14 protein-coding genes and 1 pseudogene are annotated in these 17,925 nt (G+C 65.5%); 10 read left to right on the top strand and 5 right to left on the bottom strand.

Annotated features, from left to right (window positions below):
• Positions 1-25: 25 nt before the first annotated feature.
• On the bottom strand, positions 26-541 hold the full coding sequence (locus tag F3H10_RS13640; RefSeq protein ID WP_149785310.1) for a thioredoxin family protein: 516 nt from the start codon (positions 539-541) through the stop codon (positions 26-28).
• Between the two features lie 90 nt (positions 542-631).
• Here F3H10_RS13640 and F3H10_RS13635 point away from each other — a divergent pair, with 90 nt between their 5' ends.
• Positions 632-1,084 carry a pyridoxamine 5'-phosphate oxidase family protein gene (locus F3H10_RS13635; RefSeq protein ID WP_149785309.1) on the top strand — a complete coding sequence of 151 codons (453 nt, stop codon included), beginning with the start codon at positions 632-634 and terminating at the stop codon, positions 1,082-1,084.
• A gap of 43 nt (positions 1,085-1,127) precedes the next feature.
• On the opposite strand, the gene F3H10_RS13630 is transcribed toward F3H10_RS13635, so the two are convergent.
• Complete coding sequence (locus F3H10_RS13630; protein ID WP_149785308.1) at positions 1,128-3,140, bottom strand: type II secretion system F family protein; 2,013 nt, start codon at positions 3,138-3,140, stop codon at positions 1,128-1,130.
• On the bottom strand, positions 3,137-5,632 hold the full coding sequence (locus F3H10_RS13625; RefSeq protein WP_149785307.1) for a type II/IV secretion system ATPase subunit: 2,496 nt from the start codon (positions 5,630-5,632) through the stop codon (positions 3,137-3,139). The genes F3H10_RS13630 and F3H10_RS13625 overlap by 4 nt, the downstream gene beginning before the upstream one ends.
• Before the next feature lie 94 nt (positions 5,633-5,726).
• Between F3H10_RS13625 and F3H10_RS13620 the strand changes: the two genes are divergently transcribed.
• The 3 genes from F3H10_RS13620 (at position 5,727) to F3H10_RS13610 (ending at position 10,390) form a co-directional block, all read left to right on the top strand.
• The gene (locus F3H10_RS13620; RefSeq protein WP_149785306.1) at positions 5,727-6,662 is read left to right on the top strand and encodes a zinc finger domain-containing protein; all 936 of its coding nucleotides are present in this window, start codon (positions 5,727-5,729) and stop codon (positions 6,660-6,662) included.
• Positions 6,663-6,725: 63 nt separating this feature from the next.
• Positions 6,726-9,893, top strand: a complete 3,168-nt coding sequence (locus F3H10_RS13615; protein WP_149785305.1) for an FAD-binding and (Fe-S)-binding domain-containing protein — start codon at positions 6,726-6,728, stop codon at positions 9,891-9,893.
• Positions 9,894-9,943: 50 nt separating this feature from the next.
• Positions 9,944-10,390 carry an acyl-CoA thioesterase gene (locus tag F3H10_RS13610; protein WP_149785304.1) on the top strand — a complete coding sequence of 149 codons (447 nt, stop codon included), beginning with the start codon at positions 9,944-9,946 and terminating at the stop codon, positions 10,388-10,390.
• Positions 10,391-10,732: 342 nt separating this feature from the next.
• On the opposite strand, the gene F3H10_RS13605 is transcribed toward F3H10_RS13610, so the two are convergent.
• Together F3H10_RS13605 and F3H10_RS13600 are read right to left on the bottom strand one after the other, a co-directional pair.
• Positions 10,733-11,632, bottom strand: a complete 900-nt coding sequence (locus F3H10_RS13605; protein ID WP_149785303.1) for an alpha/beta fold hydrolase — start codon at positions 11,630-11,632, stop codon at positions 10,733-10,735.
• Between the two features lie 240 nt (positions 11,633-11,872).
• Positions 11,873-12,529 carry a helix-turn-helix domain-containing protein gene (locus F3H10_RS13600; RefSeq protein ID WP_149785302.1) on the bottom strand — a complete coding sequence of 219 codons (657 nt, stop codon included), beginning with the start codon at positions 12,527-12,529 and terminating at the stop codon, positions 11,873-11,875.
• Positions 12,530-12,642: 113 nt separating this feature from the next.
• On the opposite strand from F3H10_RS13600, the gene F3H10_RS13595 reads away from it, so the two are divergent.
• From F3H10_RS13595 to F3H10_RS13570, 6 genes and pseudogenes are all read left to right on the top strand, one after another.
• Positions 12,643-14,283: an NADH-quinone oxidoreductase subunit D gene (locus tag F3H10_RS13595; RefSeq protein WP_149785301.1), complete on the top strand. Its 1,641-nt coding sequence runs from the start codon at positions 12,643-12,645 to the stop codon at positions 14,281-14,283.
• Between the two features lie 2 nt (positions 14,284-14,285).
• Positions 14,286-14,579 carry a DUF7562 family protein gene (locus tag F3H10_RS13590; RefSeq protein ID WP_149785300.1) on the top strand — a complete coding sequence of 98 codons (294 nt, stop codon included), beginning with the start codon at positions 14,286-14,288 and terminating at the stop codon, positions 14,577-14,579.
• Positions 14,580-14,649: 70 nt separating this feature from the next.
• Entirely contained in the window at positions 14,650-15,273 is a 624-nt protein-coding gene (locus F3H10_RS13585; protein WP_149785299.1) for a class I SAM-dependent methyltransferase, read from the top strand.
• The gene (locus F3H10_RS13580) at positions 15,273-15,590 is read left to right on the top strand and encodes a hypothetical protein (RefSeq protein ID WP_223174322.1); all 318 of its coding nucleotides are present in this window, start codon (positions 15,273-15,275) and stop codon (positions 15,588-15,590) included. Before F3H10_RS13585 ends, F3H10_RS13580 begins: the two co-directional genes overlap by 1 nt.
• 104 nt (positions 15,591-15,694) lie before the next feature.
• On the top strand, positions 15,695-17,146 hold the full coding sequence (locus F3H10_RS13575; protein ID WP_149785297.1) for an amidohydrolase family protein: 1,452 nt from the start codon (positions 15,695-15,697) through the stop codon (positions 17,144-17,146).
• A gap of 448 nt (positions 17,147-17,594) precedes the next feature.
• Positions 17,595-17,925 (top strand): annotated as a pseudogene (locus tag F3H10_RS13570) (winged helix-turn-helix transcriptional regulator); the annotation flags it as partial.

The raw sequence follows: 17,925 nt of genomic DNA, 5'->3' as shown, positions 1-17,925 counted from the left end.
GCGGCTAGCGGGGGACCGCGAACGGTCAGGCCGCGTCGCTCGCGATCGCCGTTTCGAGCGTGGTGCGGTCCTGCGCGCCGACGAACCGGTCGACCGGCTCGCCGTTCGCGTACACGAGGAACGTCGGCACGCCTCGAGCGCCGAGCTGCTGGGCCAGCCCGGGCAATCCGTCGACGTCGACCGTCGCGACGACCGCGTCCGTCTCGGCCGCAAGCGACTCGACGGTCGGCTCCATCATCTGACACGGCCCACACCAGTCGGCATAACAGTCCACGAGCACGACGTCGTGTGCGTCGACGAGCCGCCGGAACTCCTCGGGAGTCTCGACCTCGACCGGCTCGGCCGGCGTTCCGGCGTCGGCTCCGCCGTCGGCATCGGACCCGCCACCACCGTCGGCGTCGGATCCGTCGTTCGACGCGCCTTCGAGGCGCTCACGCAACTTCTCGCGTTTTCGCTCGCGGATCCGCTCGCGTTCGCTCAGTTCGGATCCCTCCTGCCGGGCTCCTCCCGAATCGACGCCGTTTCGCTCGGTCTCGCTCATGGATTGATATTGTGTATTATGGACAATATAGATTGCGGTCGGCGGAACCGCGTGGCAGAGTATATGGTAACGCACGCCATCGATCGAGGTATGGGCGACATCGACGCGGTCCGCATGGACGACGGCCAGCGCGACGAGTTCCTCGGACGATCGGGGACCGGCGTCATCTCGCTCGCGACCGCCGAGGGCGAACCGCCCCACAGCGTCCCGATCTCCTACGGATACGACCCGGTCGAGTCCGTCCTCTACTTCCGGCTCTCCGTCGGCCCGGGCCGGACGAAGGGCGAACTCGACGGTCGCGAGGCGACGTTCGTGACCTACGGGGAACACGAGGGACGGTGGCGGAGCGTCGCGGCGAGCGGCCGGCTGGTGTCGACGACGGACGAGTCCGTGGCCGAGGAGACCATCGAGGGGCTCGAGCGGACCGGTAGGATCCCGATCGTCGACGTCTTCGGCGAGCCCACGAGCGAGGTGAGCTTCGCGTTCTACCGGCTCGATCCCGAGCGGTTCACGACGCGGATCGAACGGTCGATGGAGCTCTGAACGCGGACCCGTCGGCGCCTCCCGCCGGGAGTCATCGGGCCGTTCAGACCTGTCCGATCGCGACGAAGCCGACGTAACAGGCCGCCACGAGCACGCCGGAGTGGAGGAGCGCCCCGTACCTGCCGCGCGCGGCGGCCCCCGCGAACCATCCCGACGCGAGCATCGTCGCCTGTGCGACCACGTAGAGGCGGAACCGCTCCAGTTCGGGATGGACGAGTTCGGGATCGAAGGGCGCGTCGAGCGCGGCCGCGAGCGCGAGCAGGCGGTCCGTCTCCATCACTCCCGCGTTGATCGCGGCGACCGCGGCGGCGACCGACAGCGCCGCGACCCAGCCGACCACGACGTACCGGCGCATCGCCCCGCGGAGCGCGCGCTTCTCGTGGGTCAGCCGGTCGACCTCGACCTGAAGGGTCTCGAACACCTCGTCGACCGTGCTCCCGGCGTTCAACGCCCCGGCGACCAGCCCGACCGTCCGGGCGGCCAGCGGCGTTCCGACGCGCTGGACGAACCGATCGAGCGCCGCGGCGCGCACGTCGCTGCCGGCGGCGGGGGCGGCGACCGCGGAAGCGTCGATCGCGGAGGCGTCGACGTCGACGGCGTCGGCGGCCCCGCCGCTTCCGGTGGTCGTCAACGAGAGGTTGAACGCGAGGTCCGCGACGTCGTCGCGCAACACGCCGAGGTCGGTCTCGCTCGCGGCCGTCGCGACCGCCTCGGGGAACGGGCGGCCGACGGAGGCGTGCGCGGAGACCGCGTGGACGAAGTCGGCGACCCGGCGGTCCTTCGCGTCGTCGATCCGCCCGCGCCGCGCGGCGACCAGGCCGACGGGGAGCGCGAACGCCACGTACGCCAGAAGCGAGACGTTCACGAGCGGATACCCGGCGTACGCGAGCCACGCGGCCACGGCCGCCGCGGGAACGGCCGCGACGATCGACGCGCTGGCCGGGTTCGACGGCGCGGACGCGAGCACGTCGCGGAACCCGTCCGGACGCCGATAGCTCGTGCGGGAGTCGACGGGACGGAGCGCGCCGGTGGCGGCGATCCCGACGAGCCCGACCGCGAGCAGGAACCCGACGGAGGCGTAGACGGCGACCCCGCGCGGCGAGACGGTCCCGACCGGCGTGTCGACGAGCCGGGAGGACCCGGGCGCGAACACGCTCGTCACCGTGACGGCGACGACGATCAGCGCGGGCAACACGAGCACGAGCACGAACAGCTCCGCGATCGGTTTCAGGTACCGGCGGGCCCGCGTCCGGGCGTGTTCCTGTCGATGCGCCAGGAGGCGGCTCTCGGTCCGGAGGAACTCCGCGAGCGCCTCGTCGCCGGCCGCGACGTGCTGACGGAACTTGAGCAGGAACGGGGCGAGGAGGTCCCGCGAGGGCGTGTCGCGAGCGACGCGGCGGAGTCCGGCGTCGAGGCTCCCCGTGAGCCGCGCCGCGTTGAGCGCCTTCCGGAAGGAGACGGCCGCGCCGCCGTAGGCGTCGTTCCGGGCGACCTTCGCCACCAGCGTCCGGGCGTCGTCGCTGCCCGAGGAGAGCGCGTCGAGGTACCTGACCGCGCCGGGGAGCGTCCGCTCGATCCGCGTCCGGCGCGCCGAGACCAGCCACCGGAGGTAGAGCCCGCCGGCACGGACCGTCGCTCGCTTGACGAGGACCGCCACGATCGCCGACAGACAGGCCGCGACCGCGGTCGGCGGAACCGCGGGAACGGCGAACGGCAGGCGCGCGTCGAGGCCGTCCGCGAGCGCGGTCGAGGTTCCGGGGGCGACCGCGCTCGCGACGAGGAACGCCGGAAGGGCCGCCGCGAGACACGCGAGCCAGGAGAGCGCGTACGTCCGCGCGAGGTACGTCTCGAAGCCCGTCGACGGGTCCGCCCCGCGGTAGCGCTGCCTGTCGACGTCGTGGCGGCGGTCGTCGGCGTGGCGGGCGAACAGCGCGTGAACGAGCCGGTCGACGCCGGCGGATCGGGCGTCGCCGGGGGCGGGTTCGGCCCCGCGTTCGCCGAGGGCGGATTCGGCCCCGCGTTCGCCGCGGGCGGGCGCCCCCGTGCCGCCGCTCACGGCACGCCCCCGGACGGTCCGTTTCCGGATCGTTCGTCTCCGGTACGCTCGTCTCCGGAACGTCCGTCGCCGTCCGTTTCGCGCCGCAGCGAGCGCGCGGCGCGCTCGACGGTCGCGGCCTCGTCCGCCCGGAGGTCGGCGAGGAACTCGAACAGCTCGTCGAAGTCGTCGAGGCCGTCGCGGACGAGGTACTCCACGTAGCGGTGTTTGGCGGCGAACTCGGACTCGACCGCCTCGAGGTCGCGGTCGGTCCGCTCGGCGAGCCGCGCGAGGGCGTGGAGCCGCCGGCGGCCGTCGGCGTACGACGTCGCGGCGTCCGCCGTCGGCGCACCGTCCATCCGGAAGCCCCCCGCGGGGTCACGCCACGCGACCGTGTTGTAGTGGACGGTCGTGTCGTCGCGCTCGACGACGCCGGCCCCGCCGTGTTTCGGGTCGCCCGTCCGGCTCTCCGTCGCGGCCGGGTCGAGCGCGTCGTACTCGGCGGGCGAGAGCGGCTCGACCGCCTGCGCGACGTACCGATCCCCGCCGACCTGCCGCGGGAAGACCACGAGGTCGATCTCCCGGAGCAGGTACGGCGGGAGCCCGCGCTCGATGGCGCGGTTGACGAGCGTCTCCACGTCCGCCGCGTGGGTGGTGCCGACGACGCCGTGGCCCGTGTTCACCGTCTCGGCGAACGTCTCGAAGCTGGCGGGCGTGTTGATCTCGGCTATCACCTCGACGTCGGGGTTCAGGTAGTTGGCCTCCGTCATCAGCGTCGCCATGCTCACCGCCTTGTAGTCGTTCTCGTGGTCGCGGGTCGTCAGCGCCACGCCGGTCTCGTGGGGGAGCCGCACCTCGCGGGACCCCTCGTCGATGGAGATCGGTCGGTCGTCGAAGGGGATGAAGGGCATGTGGGCGTTCATCAACGTCGTCTTGCCCGCCCCCGTCGGCCCCGCGAAGAGGACGACGCCGCGGTGTTCGTACAACAGCCACAACAGGGTGACGAGCTCCGTCGAGAGCGCGTTCCGGGCGATCAGATCGACCGGGGTGAGCGGGTCGGGCGCCTGTTTCCGGATCGAGACGTGCGGGCCGTCCGCGGAGATGACCGGCAGCGCGACCGCACACCGGACCGTCTCCGAGACGCCGTCGACGTCGAGGTTGACCTTCGCGGACGGGGTCGAGGCGTTCAGCTCCACGCCGTCGCGGGCCGAGAGCCGCGTCACGACGTCGACGAACCGCGACTCGTCGGTAAAGGCGAGGTTCGTCGGGATCCGGCCGCCGCCCGCGAGCGGGTCGATGCCGGCCCGGCCGCTCGGCGAGTCCCCCTCGACGGCGTCGGCCGCCGGATCGTCGGTAGCCCCGGCGGCGGCGCTCGACAACACCGCGGGGCGGGGAACGACCTTCACGCGCTCGCCGACGCGGTTGGCCTCGACGTCCTCCAGGTGCGGGTCGCGGATCGGAACGGTGAGGACGCCCTCGCCGACGAAGTCCCTGAGCACGTAGTACACGAGGTCCTCGAGACGGTCGTCGGCGTACGTCGGATCGACGCTCGGAGCGAGGAGGTCCCGATCGACGAGCGCGTTCCGCACGCGCTCGCGGACGGTCGCGACCCACCCCCGTGGAGAGGAGCCGCCGGCGAGCCGCCGCGAGAGGTATCGACGGGCGTGCTCGGCGACGAACGCGGTCCGGTCGTCGATCAGTCGGTCGACGGGCGTCTCCCAGATCCGGCGCTCGCAGTCGCGGATCAGCGCCTCGTCGCCGGGGAGGAGGTCGGGCTCGAGCGCGGCGTACTTCGTCTCGAAGGCGTCCGAGCCGAGCAGCCGCTCCCGGTAGATCACCACGTCGACGGCGAACCCGGCGAACTCGACCGCGTACCGCGCGAGCCGCTCGCCGGCGACGCGCTCGACGTACTCGGCGTCGGCGTCCACGCCCGTCTCGAGCGGCGCGAACGCGTCGGTGTGGACGACGAGCTCGCGGTCGTCGCCGACGTCCGCGACCTCGATCCGGCCGTCGAGCGCGACGGGCGTGAGGTCGCCGAACAGGCGGAGTTCACACAGCGCGTGGTGACCGATCCGGCGGCGGGCGGCCGCGGTCGTCGAGAGCAGGCGGTCGAGCACCCGCTCGTACTTCGGCTCGAACCCCGCCTCCGCGCGCTCGACCGCGCCGGCGCGGGTGAGCGGGCGGCGGCCACGAACCGCCGAGAAGTGCTCTCTGACCCGTTCGAGCGCGCGCTCGTCGGCCGTCGAGAGGGGCGGTTCGCGGACGTCATAGCCGAACCGGCCGCCGTCGCGTTCGCGGATCGTCGCGACGACGCCGGGCGCGGACTCGTACTGCGCGCGGACGTCCGGGGCGTACCAGGCTTCGGGGTCGTCGGGCGAGACCGGTGCCGGAACCGAGGCGTCGGGGTCCTCGGAGCCGCCGCCGATCCGCAGGGTGGGACTCGTCACGTCTCTGCGCTCGTCTGATCGACCGGTGTCCGGCGATCCGATATAACGATTCTCTTTTCCTGACATGTCGTTTCAGGGTGCTGAAACGCGGACGACGAGCGGGTCGGTGACGTCCCCAGTGCCAAGAGGTTTGTCGTCGGGGGCGGAACCGACGCGGTAGATGGTCTCGAGCGAGGACCTCAGGCGGCGGGCCGATGCGCTCGACGGCTCCGTGGTCGTCTGCGGGATCGACGGCGATGCCACCCCCTCGGACGGGGCGTTCCCCGGCGCTCGCGTCGCGACGACCGCGGAACTCGTCGCCGGGGGCGGCGGCGACCCCGACGACGTCGCCGCCGTCCTGGTCGTCGTGGACCCGACTCTCGACTCGGATCGGACTCCGGACGCCCTCGACACGCTCGACGCAGTCGACGCGTTCACGGTCGCGGTCGTTCCGGCGGGCGTCGACGCCGAGTCGCTGGCGGCGGTGCGTCGGCGGGTCGACGCGACGCTTCTCGCCGGCGACGGCGGGGCGGAGGAGGCGATCCGGACGTTCCTCGAAGCGGTTCAACGGCCCGGCTTCGTCAACCTGGACCTGGCCGACGCCCGGACCGCCCTCTCGACCGGCGTCGCCGCGCTGGGGACCGGAGCCGCCGAAACGGGGAGCGGCCCGACCGCCGACCGCGACGCTCCCGAGGTCGCGCTCGCGGACCCGTCCTCGTCCGCGGCCGCGCTCGATCCCGCGCCCGCGACCGCGGTCGACGCGGCGTTCGCACGGCTACCGGAGGGCGTCGATCCCGCGGGCGCGAGCGCCGTCCTCGTCGACGTGGTCGTCGACCCGGAGACCAGCATCGCCGCCGCGACCGACGCGATCGCGGCGGTCCGCGAGCGAGTCGGGGCGGACGCGAACGTGATCTGGGGCGGCGCGGTCGATGACTCGGCCGCGGACGAGATCGCCGTCCGGGTCGTCGTCGCGGACGTGGAGTACGCCCCGCCCCCGGACGGCGGCGACCCCTGCCCGCGCTGTGGTGCCCCGCTGTCGACGTACGCGTTCGGCGCGCGCGAGACGCTCTCGTGTGACGGCTGCGGCTACTCCGGGATCCCGGTCGACCGCGACTGACGACGAACGTACGTCATCATCGTTAACGATGGATTTATTCGGCGGTCGACGCCCTGTTACGGTATGGCAACAGACCCCACGACGGGGAGCGGGGCGTCGGAGTCCGATCCCTCCGGGCTCGACGCGTCAGGAGTCGGCGTGTCCGGGATCGAGGCGTCCGAGCTCGACACGTCTGCGGCCGCGCTCGGCCACGACAGGCCGGACGTGCCCGCCTACCGGGCGCTCGCGTCGGCCCTCCGCGAGCGCGTCGAGGGCGAGGTCGAGTTCGACGAGTACGCGCAGGTGTTGTACGCGACGGACGGCAGCATCTATTCGGCGCGGCCCGCAGGGGTCGTGTCGCCGCGGTCGGTCGCGGACGTCCGGGAGACGATGCGGGTCGCCGCCGACCACGGCGTGCCCGTCCTCCCGCGCGGGGCGGGCTCCTCGCTCGCGGGCCAGACCGTCGGACCGGGCTGTGTCGTGTTGGACTTCTCGCGGCACATGGACGGGATACTGGACGTCCGCCCGGAGGAACGCCGGGCGGTGGTCGAGCCGGGGGTCGTCCAGGACGACCTCGACGACCGCCTCGCCGAGGACGGGCTGAAGTTCGCGCCCGACCCGGCCTCCTCGGCGCGGGCGACGGTCGGCGGCGGGATCGGCAACAACTCCACCGGCGCGCACTCGGTCCGGTACGGGATCACCGACGCCTACACCGAGGAGTTGACGGTCGTGCTCGCGGACGGGACGCTCATCGAGACCCGCGAGGTCGTCCTCGACTCGCCCGAGTATGAGGCGATCGTCGCGGGCGAGGAGGGCGGCGAGCGGGAGGCGGCGCTGTACGAGACGGTCCGCGAGCTCGTCGAGGAGAACGAGGCGGAGATCGAGGAGCGGTACCCGACACTCAAGCGGTCGGTCTCGGGGTACAACCTCCACAAGGTCGTCTACGAGAACGACGACGGCGAGGAGGTCATCAACCTCTCGAAGCTGTTCGTCGGCGCGGAGGGAACGCTCGGCGTCGTCGTCGAGGCGGAGGTGTCGCTCGTCACCCGCCCCGAGGAGACCGCGCTGGCGCTGTACTGTTTCGACTCGCTCCCGGCGGCGATGCGGGCGGTCCCCGAGGCCCTGGAGTTCCCGGTGAGCGCGGTCGAACTGATGGACGACGAGGTGTTCGGGCTCGCGGCGGGCTCTCCGCAGTTCGCGGAGTACGCCGAGCCGATCCCCGACCGCGCCGCGGCGGCGCTGATGCTGGAGTGGGACGACGAGCTGGTCGACGACTTCGAGGCGGCGGTCGCCGACGCGAACGACCACTTCGTCGAGGCGGGCGACGCCTTCGACGTCCTGGAGGCGTACACGGAGGAGGAGCAGGCGGACCTCTGGAGCCTCCGGAAGGCGGCCATTCCGCTGTTGATGGGCATGGAGGGCGACCCGAAGCCGTACCCGTTCATCGAGGACGCGTCGGTGCCGCCCGAGGAGCTGGCCGAGTACGTCGGGGAGTTCGAGGCGGTGCTCGACGCCCATGACACGTCGGCGGCGTACTTCGCCCACGCCGGGAGCGGCACCCTCCACATCCGGCCCATCCTCTCCCTGAAGGAGGAGGAGGGAATAGAGCGGATGCATTCCATCTCGGAGGACGTCACCGACCTCGTGTTGGAGCACCACGGCGCGTTCTCGGGCGAGCACGGCGACGGCCTCGCGCGCACCGAGTTCAACCCGAAGATGTACGGCGAGACGCTCTGGAGCGCGTTCCAGGAACTCAAGTCGACGTTCGACCCCGAGTGGCGGCTGAACCCCGGTAAGGTCGTCTACGTCGACGGCGACACCGCGAGCGACCGGGGCTATCCCGAGACGGCCGCCGACACCGACATGCGCGAGCACCTCCGGTACGGGGCGACGTATCAGTCGATCGAGCCGCGGACGGCGCTCGACTTCGACGACGAGGGCGGCTTCTCACACCTCGTCGAGCTGTGTAACGGCTGTGGCACCTGTCGGGAGACCGACTCGGGCGTGATGTGTCCGACCTACCGGGCCTCCGGCGAGGAGATCCAGACGACGCGGGGACGCGCCAACATGCTCCGAGCCGCCATCAGCGGCGACCTCGACGAGGGGGAGATCCACTCCGACCGCTTCCAGGAGGAGGTGCTCGACCTCTGTGTCGGGTGCAAGGGGTGTAAGAGCGACTGTCCGACCGGCGTCGACCTCGCGAAGCTCAAAGCGGAGGTGAAACACGAACACCACGAGGAGGAGGGGTCGGGGCTCCGCGAGCGGATCTTCCGGGACATCGACCGCTTCTCGGCGCTCGGGAGCAAGCTCGCGCCGGTGTCGAACGCGGCGGCGAAGCTCCCCGGCGCTCGACGAGTCATGGACGCGGTCGCCGGTATCGCGCCCGAGCGCGAGCTGCCGACGTTCCGGTCGACGAGCTTCGAGGAGTGGTTCGTGGCGCGGGGCGGGTCGACGGTCTCCCCCGCGGACGCCGAGGACACCGTCGTGCTCTTTCCGGACACCTACACGAACTACAGCTACCCGGCCGCGGGGAAGGCCGCCGTCGCGGTGTTGGAGGCCGCCGGGGTCCGCGTGGAGGTGCCGGACGACCTCGCGCCCTCGGGTCGGGCGGCCTTCTCGACGGGCTTCCTCGACGTCGCCCGCGAGCGCGCCGAGGCGAACGTCGAGGCGCTCGCGCCGCGCGTCCGGGAGGGCCGGTCCGTCCTCTTCGTCGAGCCCTCCGACGCGGTGATGTTCCAGGACGAGTACATGGACCTCCTCGACGGCGAGGAGGTTCGGGCGGCCTCGGCGGCGGCCTACGGCGTCCTAGAGTACCTCGACGCCGGCCGGATCGACGAGCGACTGGCGTTCGACGCGCCCGAGGAGTCCCTCACCTATCACGGCCACTGTAACCAGAAGGCGACGGACAAGGACCACCACGCGGTGGGCGTGTTGCGGCGCGCCGGCTACGAGGTGGATCCCCTCGACTCCTCGTGTTGCGGCATGGCGGGGTCGTTCGGCTACGAGTCGGAACACTACGACCTCTCGCGGGCGATCGGTCGGATCCTCTTCGACCAGGTCGAGGAGAGCCCGGGCGAGACGGTGACGGCGCCGGGGGCGTCCTGTCGCTCGCAACTCGGCGACCGCGAGGGCGCGAGCGCCCCGCCGCACCCGATCGAGAAGGTCGCGGAGGCGCTGGCCGGGAGCGCGGACGCGGCGGACACGACGGGCGCAGCGGACGCGACGGAACCGGCCGCGCCCGCCGACGACTGACGCGTCCGGCCCGCCGACGACGCTTTCCATCCGCCGACCCTCCTCGCGGTATGCCGAGCGTCAGCGACACCTACATCGAGAACCGTCAGCGCGTCCAGCCGACCCACACCAACAACTACGCGTCGGCCCACGGGGGCAACGTCGTCAAGTGGATGGACGAGGTGGGCGCGATGTCGGCGATGCGCCACGCCGGCGAGACGTGCGTCACCGCGAAGATCAACGAGCTCGACTTCAAGCGGCCGATCCCGCAGGGGGACACCTGCGTGATCGAGTCGTACGTCTACGCCGCCGGCCGGACGAGCGTGCGCGTCCGGCTCCGGGCGTTCCGCGAGTCGCCCCGGACCGGCGAGCGGGAGCTGACGACGGACTCGTACTTCGTCTTCGTCGCCGTCGACGCGGACGGGTCGCCGACGCCCGTTCCGGAACTCACCGTCGAGGGCGAGCGCTGTCGGGAACTGCGCGACGACGCGCTCGCGGCGGAGCCCGACGAGGAGTAGTCGTCGACGAGGGGGAGGAAGCGACTGGAGGAGTTCATCGAGGATAGTCGATGTCCTTGAGATCGGTCTGGCTCCATAGAATTTCCATCAACAGACAGATATCGATCCATTCGTGATCGATACAGGCCACGCACGTATCGATGGAGACCGGCGATCTATTACGACATCGAATACAACGTAGTTATCGCCGAGGTTCTTATCCACACCTCCGCAATGGAGACAGGGGTCGATTCCCGGGTGAACTCCGAGACAGACGACCACCCAGAAAGCAGAATCGAGAGCACGATTCCGGCGGACAGTAGTAGCATCCGGCGTGACTGAGTGGAGGGCACGGTTGTGTGTTCATCTCGATTCGAGATGCTGGACTAACTCTTCAGACACTTCTTCCCGCTCGTGGTGGACCCAGTGTGACGCATCGGGGAATATCCGAAGTTGCCCATTCTCGCAGTAATTGAGGCTCTTTTCGGCCATTATAGGGCGGAGAGCGATGTCATCCTCCCCCCAGCAGATCAGCGTTGGGTGGGTAATTGTGTCGCGCGGAGGGCTGTCTGACCGACGGAATCCCCGGTACCAGTTGATCCGTGGCTTGATACCAGTGTTTTGCCAAGTTGCCTTATAGTGCTCAATCGTTTCAGTATCGAATGTGCCCTCATTTGACGTGATTTTGAGGGAATCAACCATGTTGGCCATGTCATTTCGGCCCAGAAGCCATTCGGGGAGTTTCGGAACCTGATAGAACCACACATACCAGCTCCGAAGGATCTGTTGGGGGCTCGACCGGAGGGTCTCTTGATACACTGTCGGATGGGGAACATTCAAGATCCCGAGGTGATTGACCATCGAGGGGTGCCGGAGGGCGACATTCCAAGCGACAAAGCCACCAAAATCGTGTCCGACTACGTGGGCTGACTCCCTACCTTCGCTGTAGATCAGTTCACAGACATCAGATGCGAGATTCGAGAGTCGGTAGGCATCGATCCCATCGGGAGCTTCGCTTAGATTACAGCCCCGCTGATCAGGAATGACGACACGAAAACCTGCTTCGACCAGCGGAATAATCTGGTCACGCCAGCCGTACCAGAAATCGGGGTGTCCGTGTAGAAGGACGACGAGTGGAGCATCGGGGTCGCCGACCGCCACCACATGTAGCTGAACGTCGTTAACGCTGCGATAAGTCGATTCCAAATCGTGATCGGCTGGTAGCGATACCTCAGTACTCGGGGGTGTTGTTGTGACTGACATTAGTGGGGGCTTGAAACGCCAACCGTGTTCTGAATATATACCACGATCATCGAATTGTACTCTCGTGTGAGCGAGGATACGTTACGTAACCGAATACGATAATTGCCGCACCCATGGGGTCATTTTTGAATACAGAGACTGATCGGCAGGGTCGGGGACGGATCGACCTATTGTCCTCATAGACGCCCTAACTCGCACTGCGTAGCATTACGCCAGAATTGAACGATGTTTGAAATTACGTTACTGAATGATTTCGTTAAATACACGTTCTTCGACTTTTCGGAGATGTTCACCGACTGTTCCAGGAGTGATTCCAACGACCTCGCTGATGTCCTCAAGTGATGCTTGCCGAGGTTCATTATAATACCCTAAATCAACCGCTGTCTCCAGAATTTCTTCTTGCCGAGACGTAATCATCCTGCTAAAGGATGATCCGTTGGCTTCGTAATCACCCGTTTCAAGAACATCAATCGCCATATATTCTACACTTTCGACGTACTCGTACAGTTTTCTGAAGATCTCATCAGTCCCCAGATACGTTATCTTGAGCGAATCATCAGCGGTAAAGCGGATAGGTGTATCAACCACCAAAAACGATTCTCGCTGTAGTTCCAGTGCCCGTTGTACCGGTTCTGTCGGGTCGAATTGACTCACAGCCATCCAACGGTCCGCTCCGGCAGTCAGATAACTGATCACATGAGATGACTCCTCCATAATCTGTCTGTACCGTTCCTGACTACCACTTGCCTCAGCAAACAACAGTACGGTGTCATCAGCGAGAAGCTCAACGTAGTGAATGGCTCGCCGATTAATAGAAGGGTCATCCGTCAGCTTCTCTCCAAGCGGATGAAACGTACCACCTCCACTTGGTTTGACTAATACTGTGAGATAGCGCATGTACCGAAATGGAGTGTGTTTGACTAAATTATCACGGATTTCGTATTTATACACCACCACTGGTGAGGCAGCGTTCCTACCAGACTGCGACGCGAACTGACACCCGCTAGACGATGCAACGGAAACAACGCTCGACCGCTGATCAACTCGTGGATGAGGCGGTCACGGCCCTCCCCGACGACGCCGTCGTCAGCCGTGAAGTACACGAGAACGCCCCCGCGGTCGTGATCCGTGCCGACCGGATCCGTAGAGCTCTTTCAGTACTTCGCTCGGAAGTGGGGTTCGACCACTGTTCGTGTGTGACTGCCCAAGAGTACGAAGACCGCTTCGAGACGGTGTATCACCTCACCAGCTACGACGACCGGACGTGCGAGCTGTCCCTCGTCGTCCCGACAACAAAGGATGACCCGGTATCCGAATCGGCCGCGCCGGTTTATCCGACAGCTGAGTGGCACGAACGGGAGGCCTACGACCTCGTCGGTATCAAGTACGAAGGGCACCCGAACCTACGACGGATTCTCCTGCCGGAGACCTGGCAGGGCCACCCGCTTTCGAAGAACTACGATCGGAACCAGTCCCAGATCGTGCCGCTGTCCGAGCATGCCAATCCCATCAAAGAGGACAGTCGGCAGGGTGATACGATGTTTCTCAACATTGGACCACATCACCCCTCGACCCACGGCGTGCTCCATCTGGAGGCAGTCTTGGATGGTGAACAAGTAATCGACGTGGAGCCGGATATCGGGTACATCCACCGGTGTGAGGAACAGATGTGTCAGCAGGGAACCTATCGTCATCAGATCATGCCATACCCCGACCGATGGGATTGGGGCGGGGCGGGATTACTCAACGAGTGGGCGTACGCCCGCGTCATCGAAGACCTGGCCGATATTGAAGTTCCGGAGTACGCGCAGGTCGTCCGGACGATGAGCGCCGAACTGTCGCGCATCCTCTCGCATTTGCTGTTCACTGCGATGTACGCACTGGACGTCAGCGGCGAGTTCAATGCCACCTTTATGTATGGTTTTCGAGACCGGGACCGCGTCCAAGATCTCTTAGAGGATTTGACTGGCCAGAGGATGATGTTCAACTACTTCCGGGTCGGCGGCGTTGCCTGGGACGTTCCGGAGCCGCGCGATGAGTTCTTCGAGAACGTACGCGCTTTCACCAACGATCTGCCACAGAAGCTCGAAGAGTACCATGACCTGTTGACGAGCAACGAGGTCTTCCAACTGCGTTGTGTTGACACCGGCGAACTTCCGGCGGAGGTGGCAAAGCAATACGGAGTCACTGGACCGGTCGCTCGCGGCTCCGGTATCGACTACGACCTCCGGCGAGACGACCCGTACGGCTACTATGATCGTCTCAGGTGGGACGTCGTCACCGAGGACGGCTGTGATAACTTTGCCCGCGTGCTTGTCCGGCTACGAGAGATGGAAGAGTCGGCAGCCATCGTCGAACAATGCGTCGATCTCCTTACCGACTGGCCGGAAGCAGATCGAACCTGTCAGTCCAACGTGCCGCGGACGTTGAAACCGTCCGGCGAGTGCTACAGGGCCGTCGAGGGTGCCAAGGGTGAACTCGGAATTTACATCCGCGCAGACGGCACTGAGACCCCCGCACGGTTCAAGATCCGGGGGCCATCGTTCTCGAACCTGTCGGCACTTCCGGCGATGGCAGAGGGAGAGTATATCGCTGATCTCGTCGCAACCCTCGGAAGTCTCGACACCATCATGGGGGAGGTGGATCGGTGACGATGTCCACTTTGAGGTCGTGGGGCGACGACTCCAACCAGGAAGTGACCTGTATCGCCTGCGGTGAGACACTCAACCGCGAGGACGCTCGAGAGTATGATAAACACGGCGACCGCTGGAGCCGTAAGGGCAAGGAGTTCGAGTACCTCTGTAAGCCCTGTGATCGTGAGTGTTGTCACCAGAACCGCGACGGACTCGAAGAGGCGTTAGTGACGGCCGAAGCCGGACGGACTGACCGCAAGACGTTCCTCAGACGGTTCTGTGAACTGACGGCCGAAAATAGTAATCCCAATTGAGAACTCAAAACGAATGAACACAACCCACAATCACGATCGGAATGATACGGGCTCGTCGTCGAACCGACCAATGTCGGTCTCGGAAATCAAAGACTCATACGACGAGTTTGCGGACGGGATGCGTCGGCTCGAATGGCTCGATCGGCTCATCATCGGGCACCGTCGTAGCCACCAATTCGGCGACGTAGAAGGCAAAGTGTTAGACATCGCTTGCGGCACCGGAACGAACTTCCGATATCTACCCGAGACGGTCGAACTCGTCGGGATAGACATCAGTCCGGAGATGCTGGCGAACGCTGAGACGCAACTCACTGATCTAGGGAGAGAGGGGACACTCTTGGAGATGGATGCCCAGAATCTCGCGTTCCCGGATGACAGCTTCGATGCGGTGATATCAGCGCTATCGACGTGTACGTTCCCAGATCCCGTCGCTGTACTCCAAGAAATGGACCGGGTTTGTGAGCCGGACGGAACGATTCGTCTCATCGAACACGGCCGGAGTAATGTAGGACCGATTGCTCGGTTCCAAGAGTGGCGCGCCGATGCTCACTATGCGAAGAGTGGGTGTCGCTGGACCCAAGAACCGAACGAAATCGTCGACGAGGCAGATCTCTCAGTCGAGGAGATCGAAACCGGATTGTTCGGCATGATCACTACCTTCGAGATTACCCCCGGGCGAGGTGATTGCCCGTGATGGAGCCGTCATCCAGCCCGTTAGCATGGCTTACACTCGGTTTCCTCCTGACGATCGCGGGCGCACTAATCAAGTTCCGCGGGTGGACGTTTCTCCTCGCTGGCTACGACGAGACTGCGGCGATCCCGGACGACGTAGTACAGGACATTGCGGGGAACACCGTTCTCCGTGTCGGTCTCGCCGTGTTCGCCATCGGTATTCTCGTCTCCGTGACGAACCCACCGTCATATCTCGGTGTCCTGGTCGGTACTGGAATCGTACTGGCTGTGCTGCGGATGATCTACCGATTGAACACGTGGTCGCCACGGACGATCTGAAAGGATGCTGACGACCGCACCACGACCGGACAGCCGGGAGCTTGCCCTGCCGAGCGGTCACCGTTCCCGAACGACTTTCGCGGTTCAGCTCCCGTGTGTCGATCATGACTGATCTCCTGATTCACGACGGGATCGTGGTTACGGTGGATCATGAAAACCGGTTGCTGAAGAATGGCTCTGTTCGAGTGAGCGACGGAACCATCTCGTCGGTCGAACCAACTGAGCCCGCAGATCGCCGATCGACCGCGGAACACGTGATCGATGCGAGCGGCAAGGTCGTGATCCCTGGTCTCATCGACGCCCACCGTCACACCGATTTCACCCTTGTTCAAGGACTGTTCAGTGAACTCGCCGGTGACGAATTGCTCAAGGAAGCCTTCGCGTTGTACCACACGGCCGAATCGACTCTGGGGGACGATTTTTTCGACGCCGCGTGGCGGCTCGCCTGCCTGCGCCAACTCACACACGGCGTCACAACCGTCAACGCGATGGATTTCACGCCGGAACTCGGGGCGGAAGCGATCGGTGAGACTGGATTACGCGGCGTGATCGGACCGGAACTCGCGGACTTCCTCACCCCCGCGTCCGCAGCCGAACAGCTCGCAGACGCCCGACGGTTCATCGAAACCTATCACGATACTTTCGAGGGACGAGTCACAGCGAGTATCGCACCGGGCGGCGAAGCCGGTTGTTCACGGACGCTCTGGGAGGGTGTGGCCGAACTACGGGCGGACTATCCCGACTTGCGACTTCATACACATCTGTACGATTCCGCCGTGGCCAACACGATGGCTGCGGGAAGCGGCACCGATGATCCACTCGACTTACTCGACCGGTACGACCTCCTTGATGAGCGAACGTTACTCACCCATCTACTACACGCGGGCCGAGACGACGCGAAGCGGATCGCCGATGCCGGCGCACACGTGCTTCACTGCCCGACTGTGTACAGTTACTTCCAAGCCGGAACACAAACTTGGTTCCCGCTCCCCGCACTCCAAGAGTTCGGCGCGAACGTCGTCATCGGCCTAGATGATCCGTTCTGGTTCGATTCCTGGGACCTCATTCAGGAATCCAAACACGCCCGGTTATTGGCGAACTTCGAATACGGAGCTCAGCAATGGTCCTCGTACGATCTCCTCAAAATGCTCACCATCGATGCCGCACGCGCACTTGGTCTCGACGGGAAGATCGGGAGTCTCGAACCGGGAAAACGCGCCGACCTCGTCGTCATCGACGTCAATACGCCGCGCCATCAGCCGTACAGCAACCTTCCTTCAGTACTGATGAATACCGTAACTGCGGGAGATGTTGAGACGGTTGTCGTAGAAGGTGACATCCTGATGGAGGACCAGTCGATCGAATCCATGGATGTCGAGAGCGTTCAAGCAGCCGCAATCCGAGAGCGAGAACGTTTTCAGCGGCGTACTGGCTGGGAAACGTCCCTGGCTGGCAGTACACCGCCGGACAGATCGATACTCCGACGCGTGTCTGGACGGCTTCTATTGAGAGCGATAAAACAGTATGGCCGCGGCGTTGTCAACCAACACTTGTGAAGATTATTTTAATTGTGTTCAGCTCGTACTCGTGCTGACTGATCGGTGTACCCAATTCTTCGGTCACTTCAATGCTACATTCGCGCGATGTATCCCGCGTGACTATCGAAACATCTCTCTGATCTGGTGGAATCCTCGGCATACAATACGCACCGTTCATCGAGCACCCGTTTCACACGAGACCTCATCTGAAAGACAGGATCTCAACGGGATCATCGGTTTCGAACGGTCGCGAACGGGACGGGTAGCGTGGACCCTCTCGAACCGGAACGACCACAACACTAAAGTCGAATCGAGTTTTCTCAATATGTATGTCGATGCTTGACCGACTGTTCGGCGGCGGTGAGAAGGACAGTGACTGCTGTGACGTTCGTATCGAGGAGATAGACCCGGATACGGACGAGGGGGAAGCGTGAACGACCGAACGAAAAGAAAGAACTCATCGAATATGTCCAATCAGTCCAACGACGAACGCGACGGAACCGGCGACCGAATCGACGACGGAACCGGCGACCGAATCGACGACGGAACCGGCGACCGAATCGACGACGGAACCGGCGACCGAATCGACGACGGAACCGGATCGACGACCGCGACGCTCGGGCGGCTCGAGGAGGGAAGCGAGAGGGCCTGCTGTGAGGGGTCGGCCATCGACGATCGCCGACCCGACCCGGAGGCGGTCGCGAACGAGGAGGCTGTGTTCAAGGCGCTCGCGAACGAGAAGCGGCTCGCGGTCGTCCACGCGCTCCGCGACGGCGAGCTCTGCGCCTGCGACCTGG

It is taken from the genome of Halorubrum aquaticum (genome assembly GCF_900113615.1).
In the GTDB taxonomy this organism is placed as follows: domain Archaea; phylum Halobacteriota; class Halobacteria; order Halobacteriales; family Haloferacaceae; genus Halorubrum; species Halorubrum aquaticum.
The sequence above is the reverse complement of the archived record's forward strand: the minus strand, read 5'-3'. Positions and strand labels throughout refer to the sequence as shown.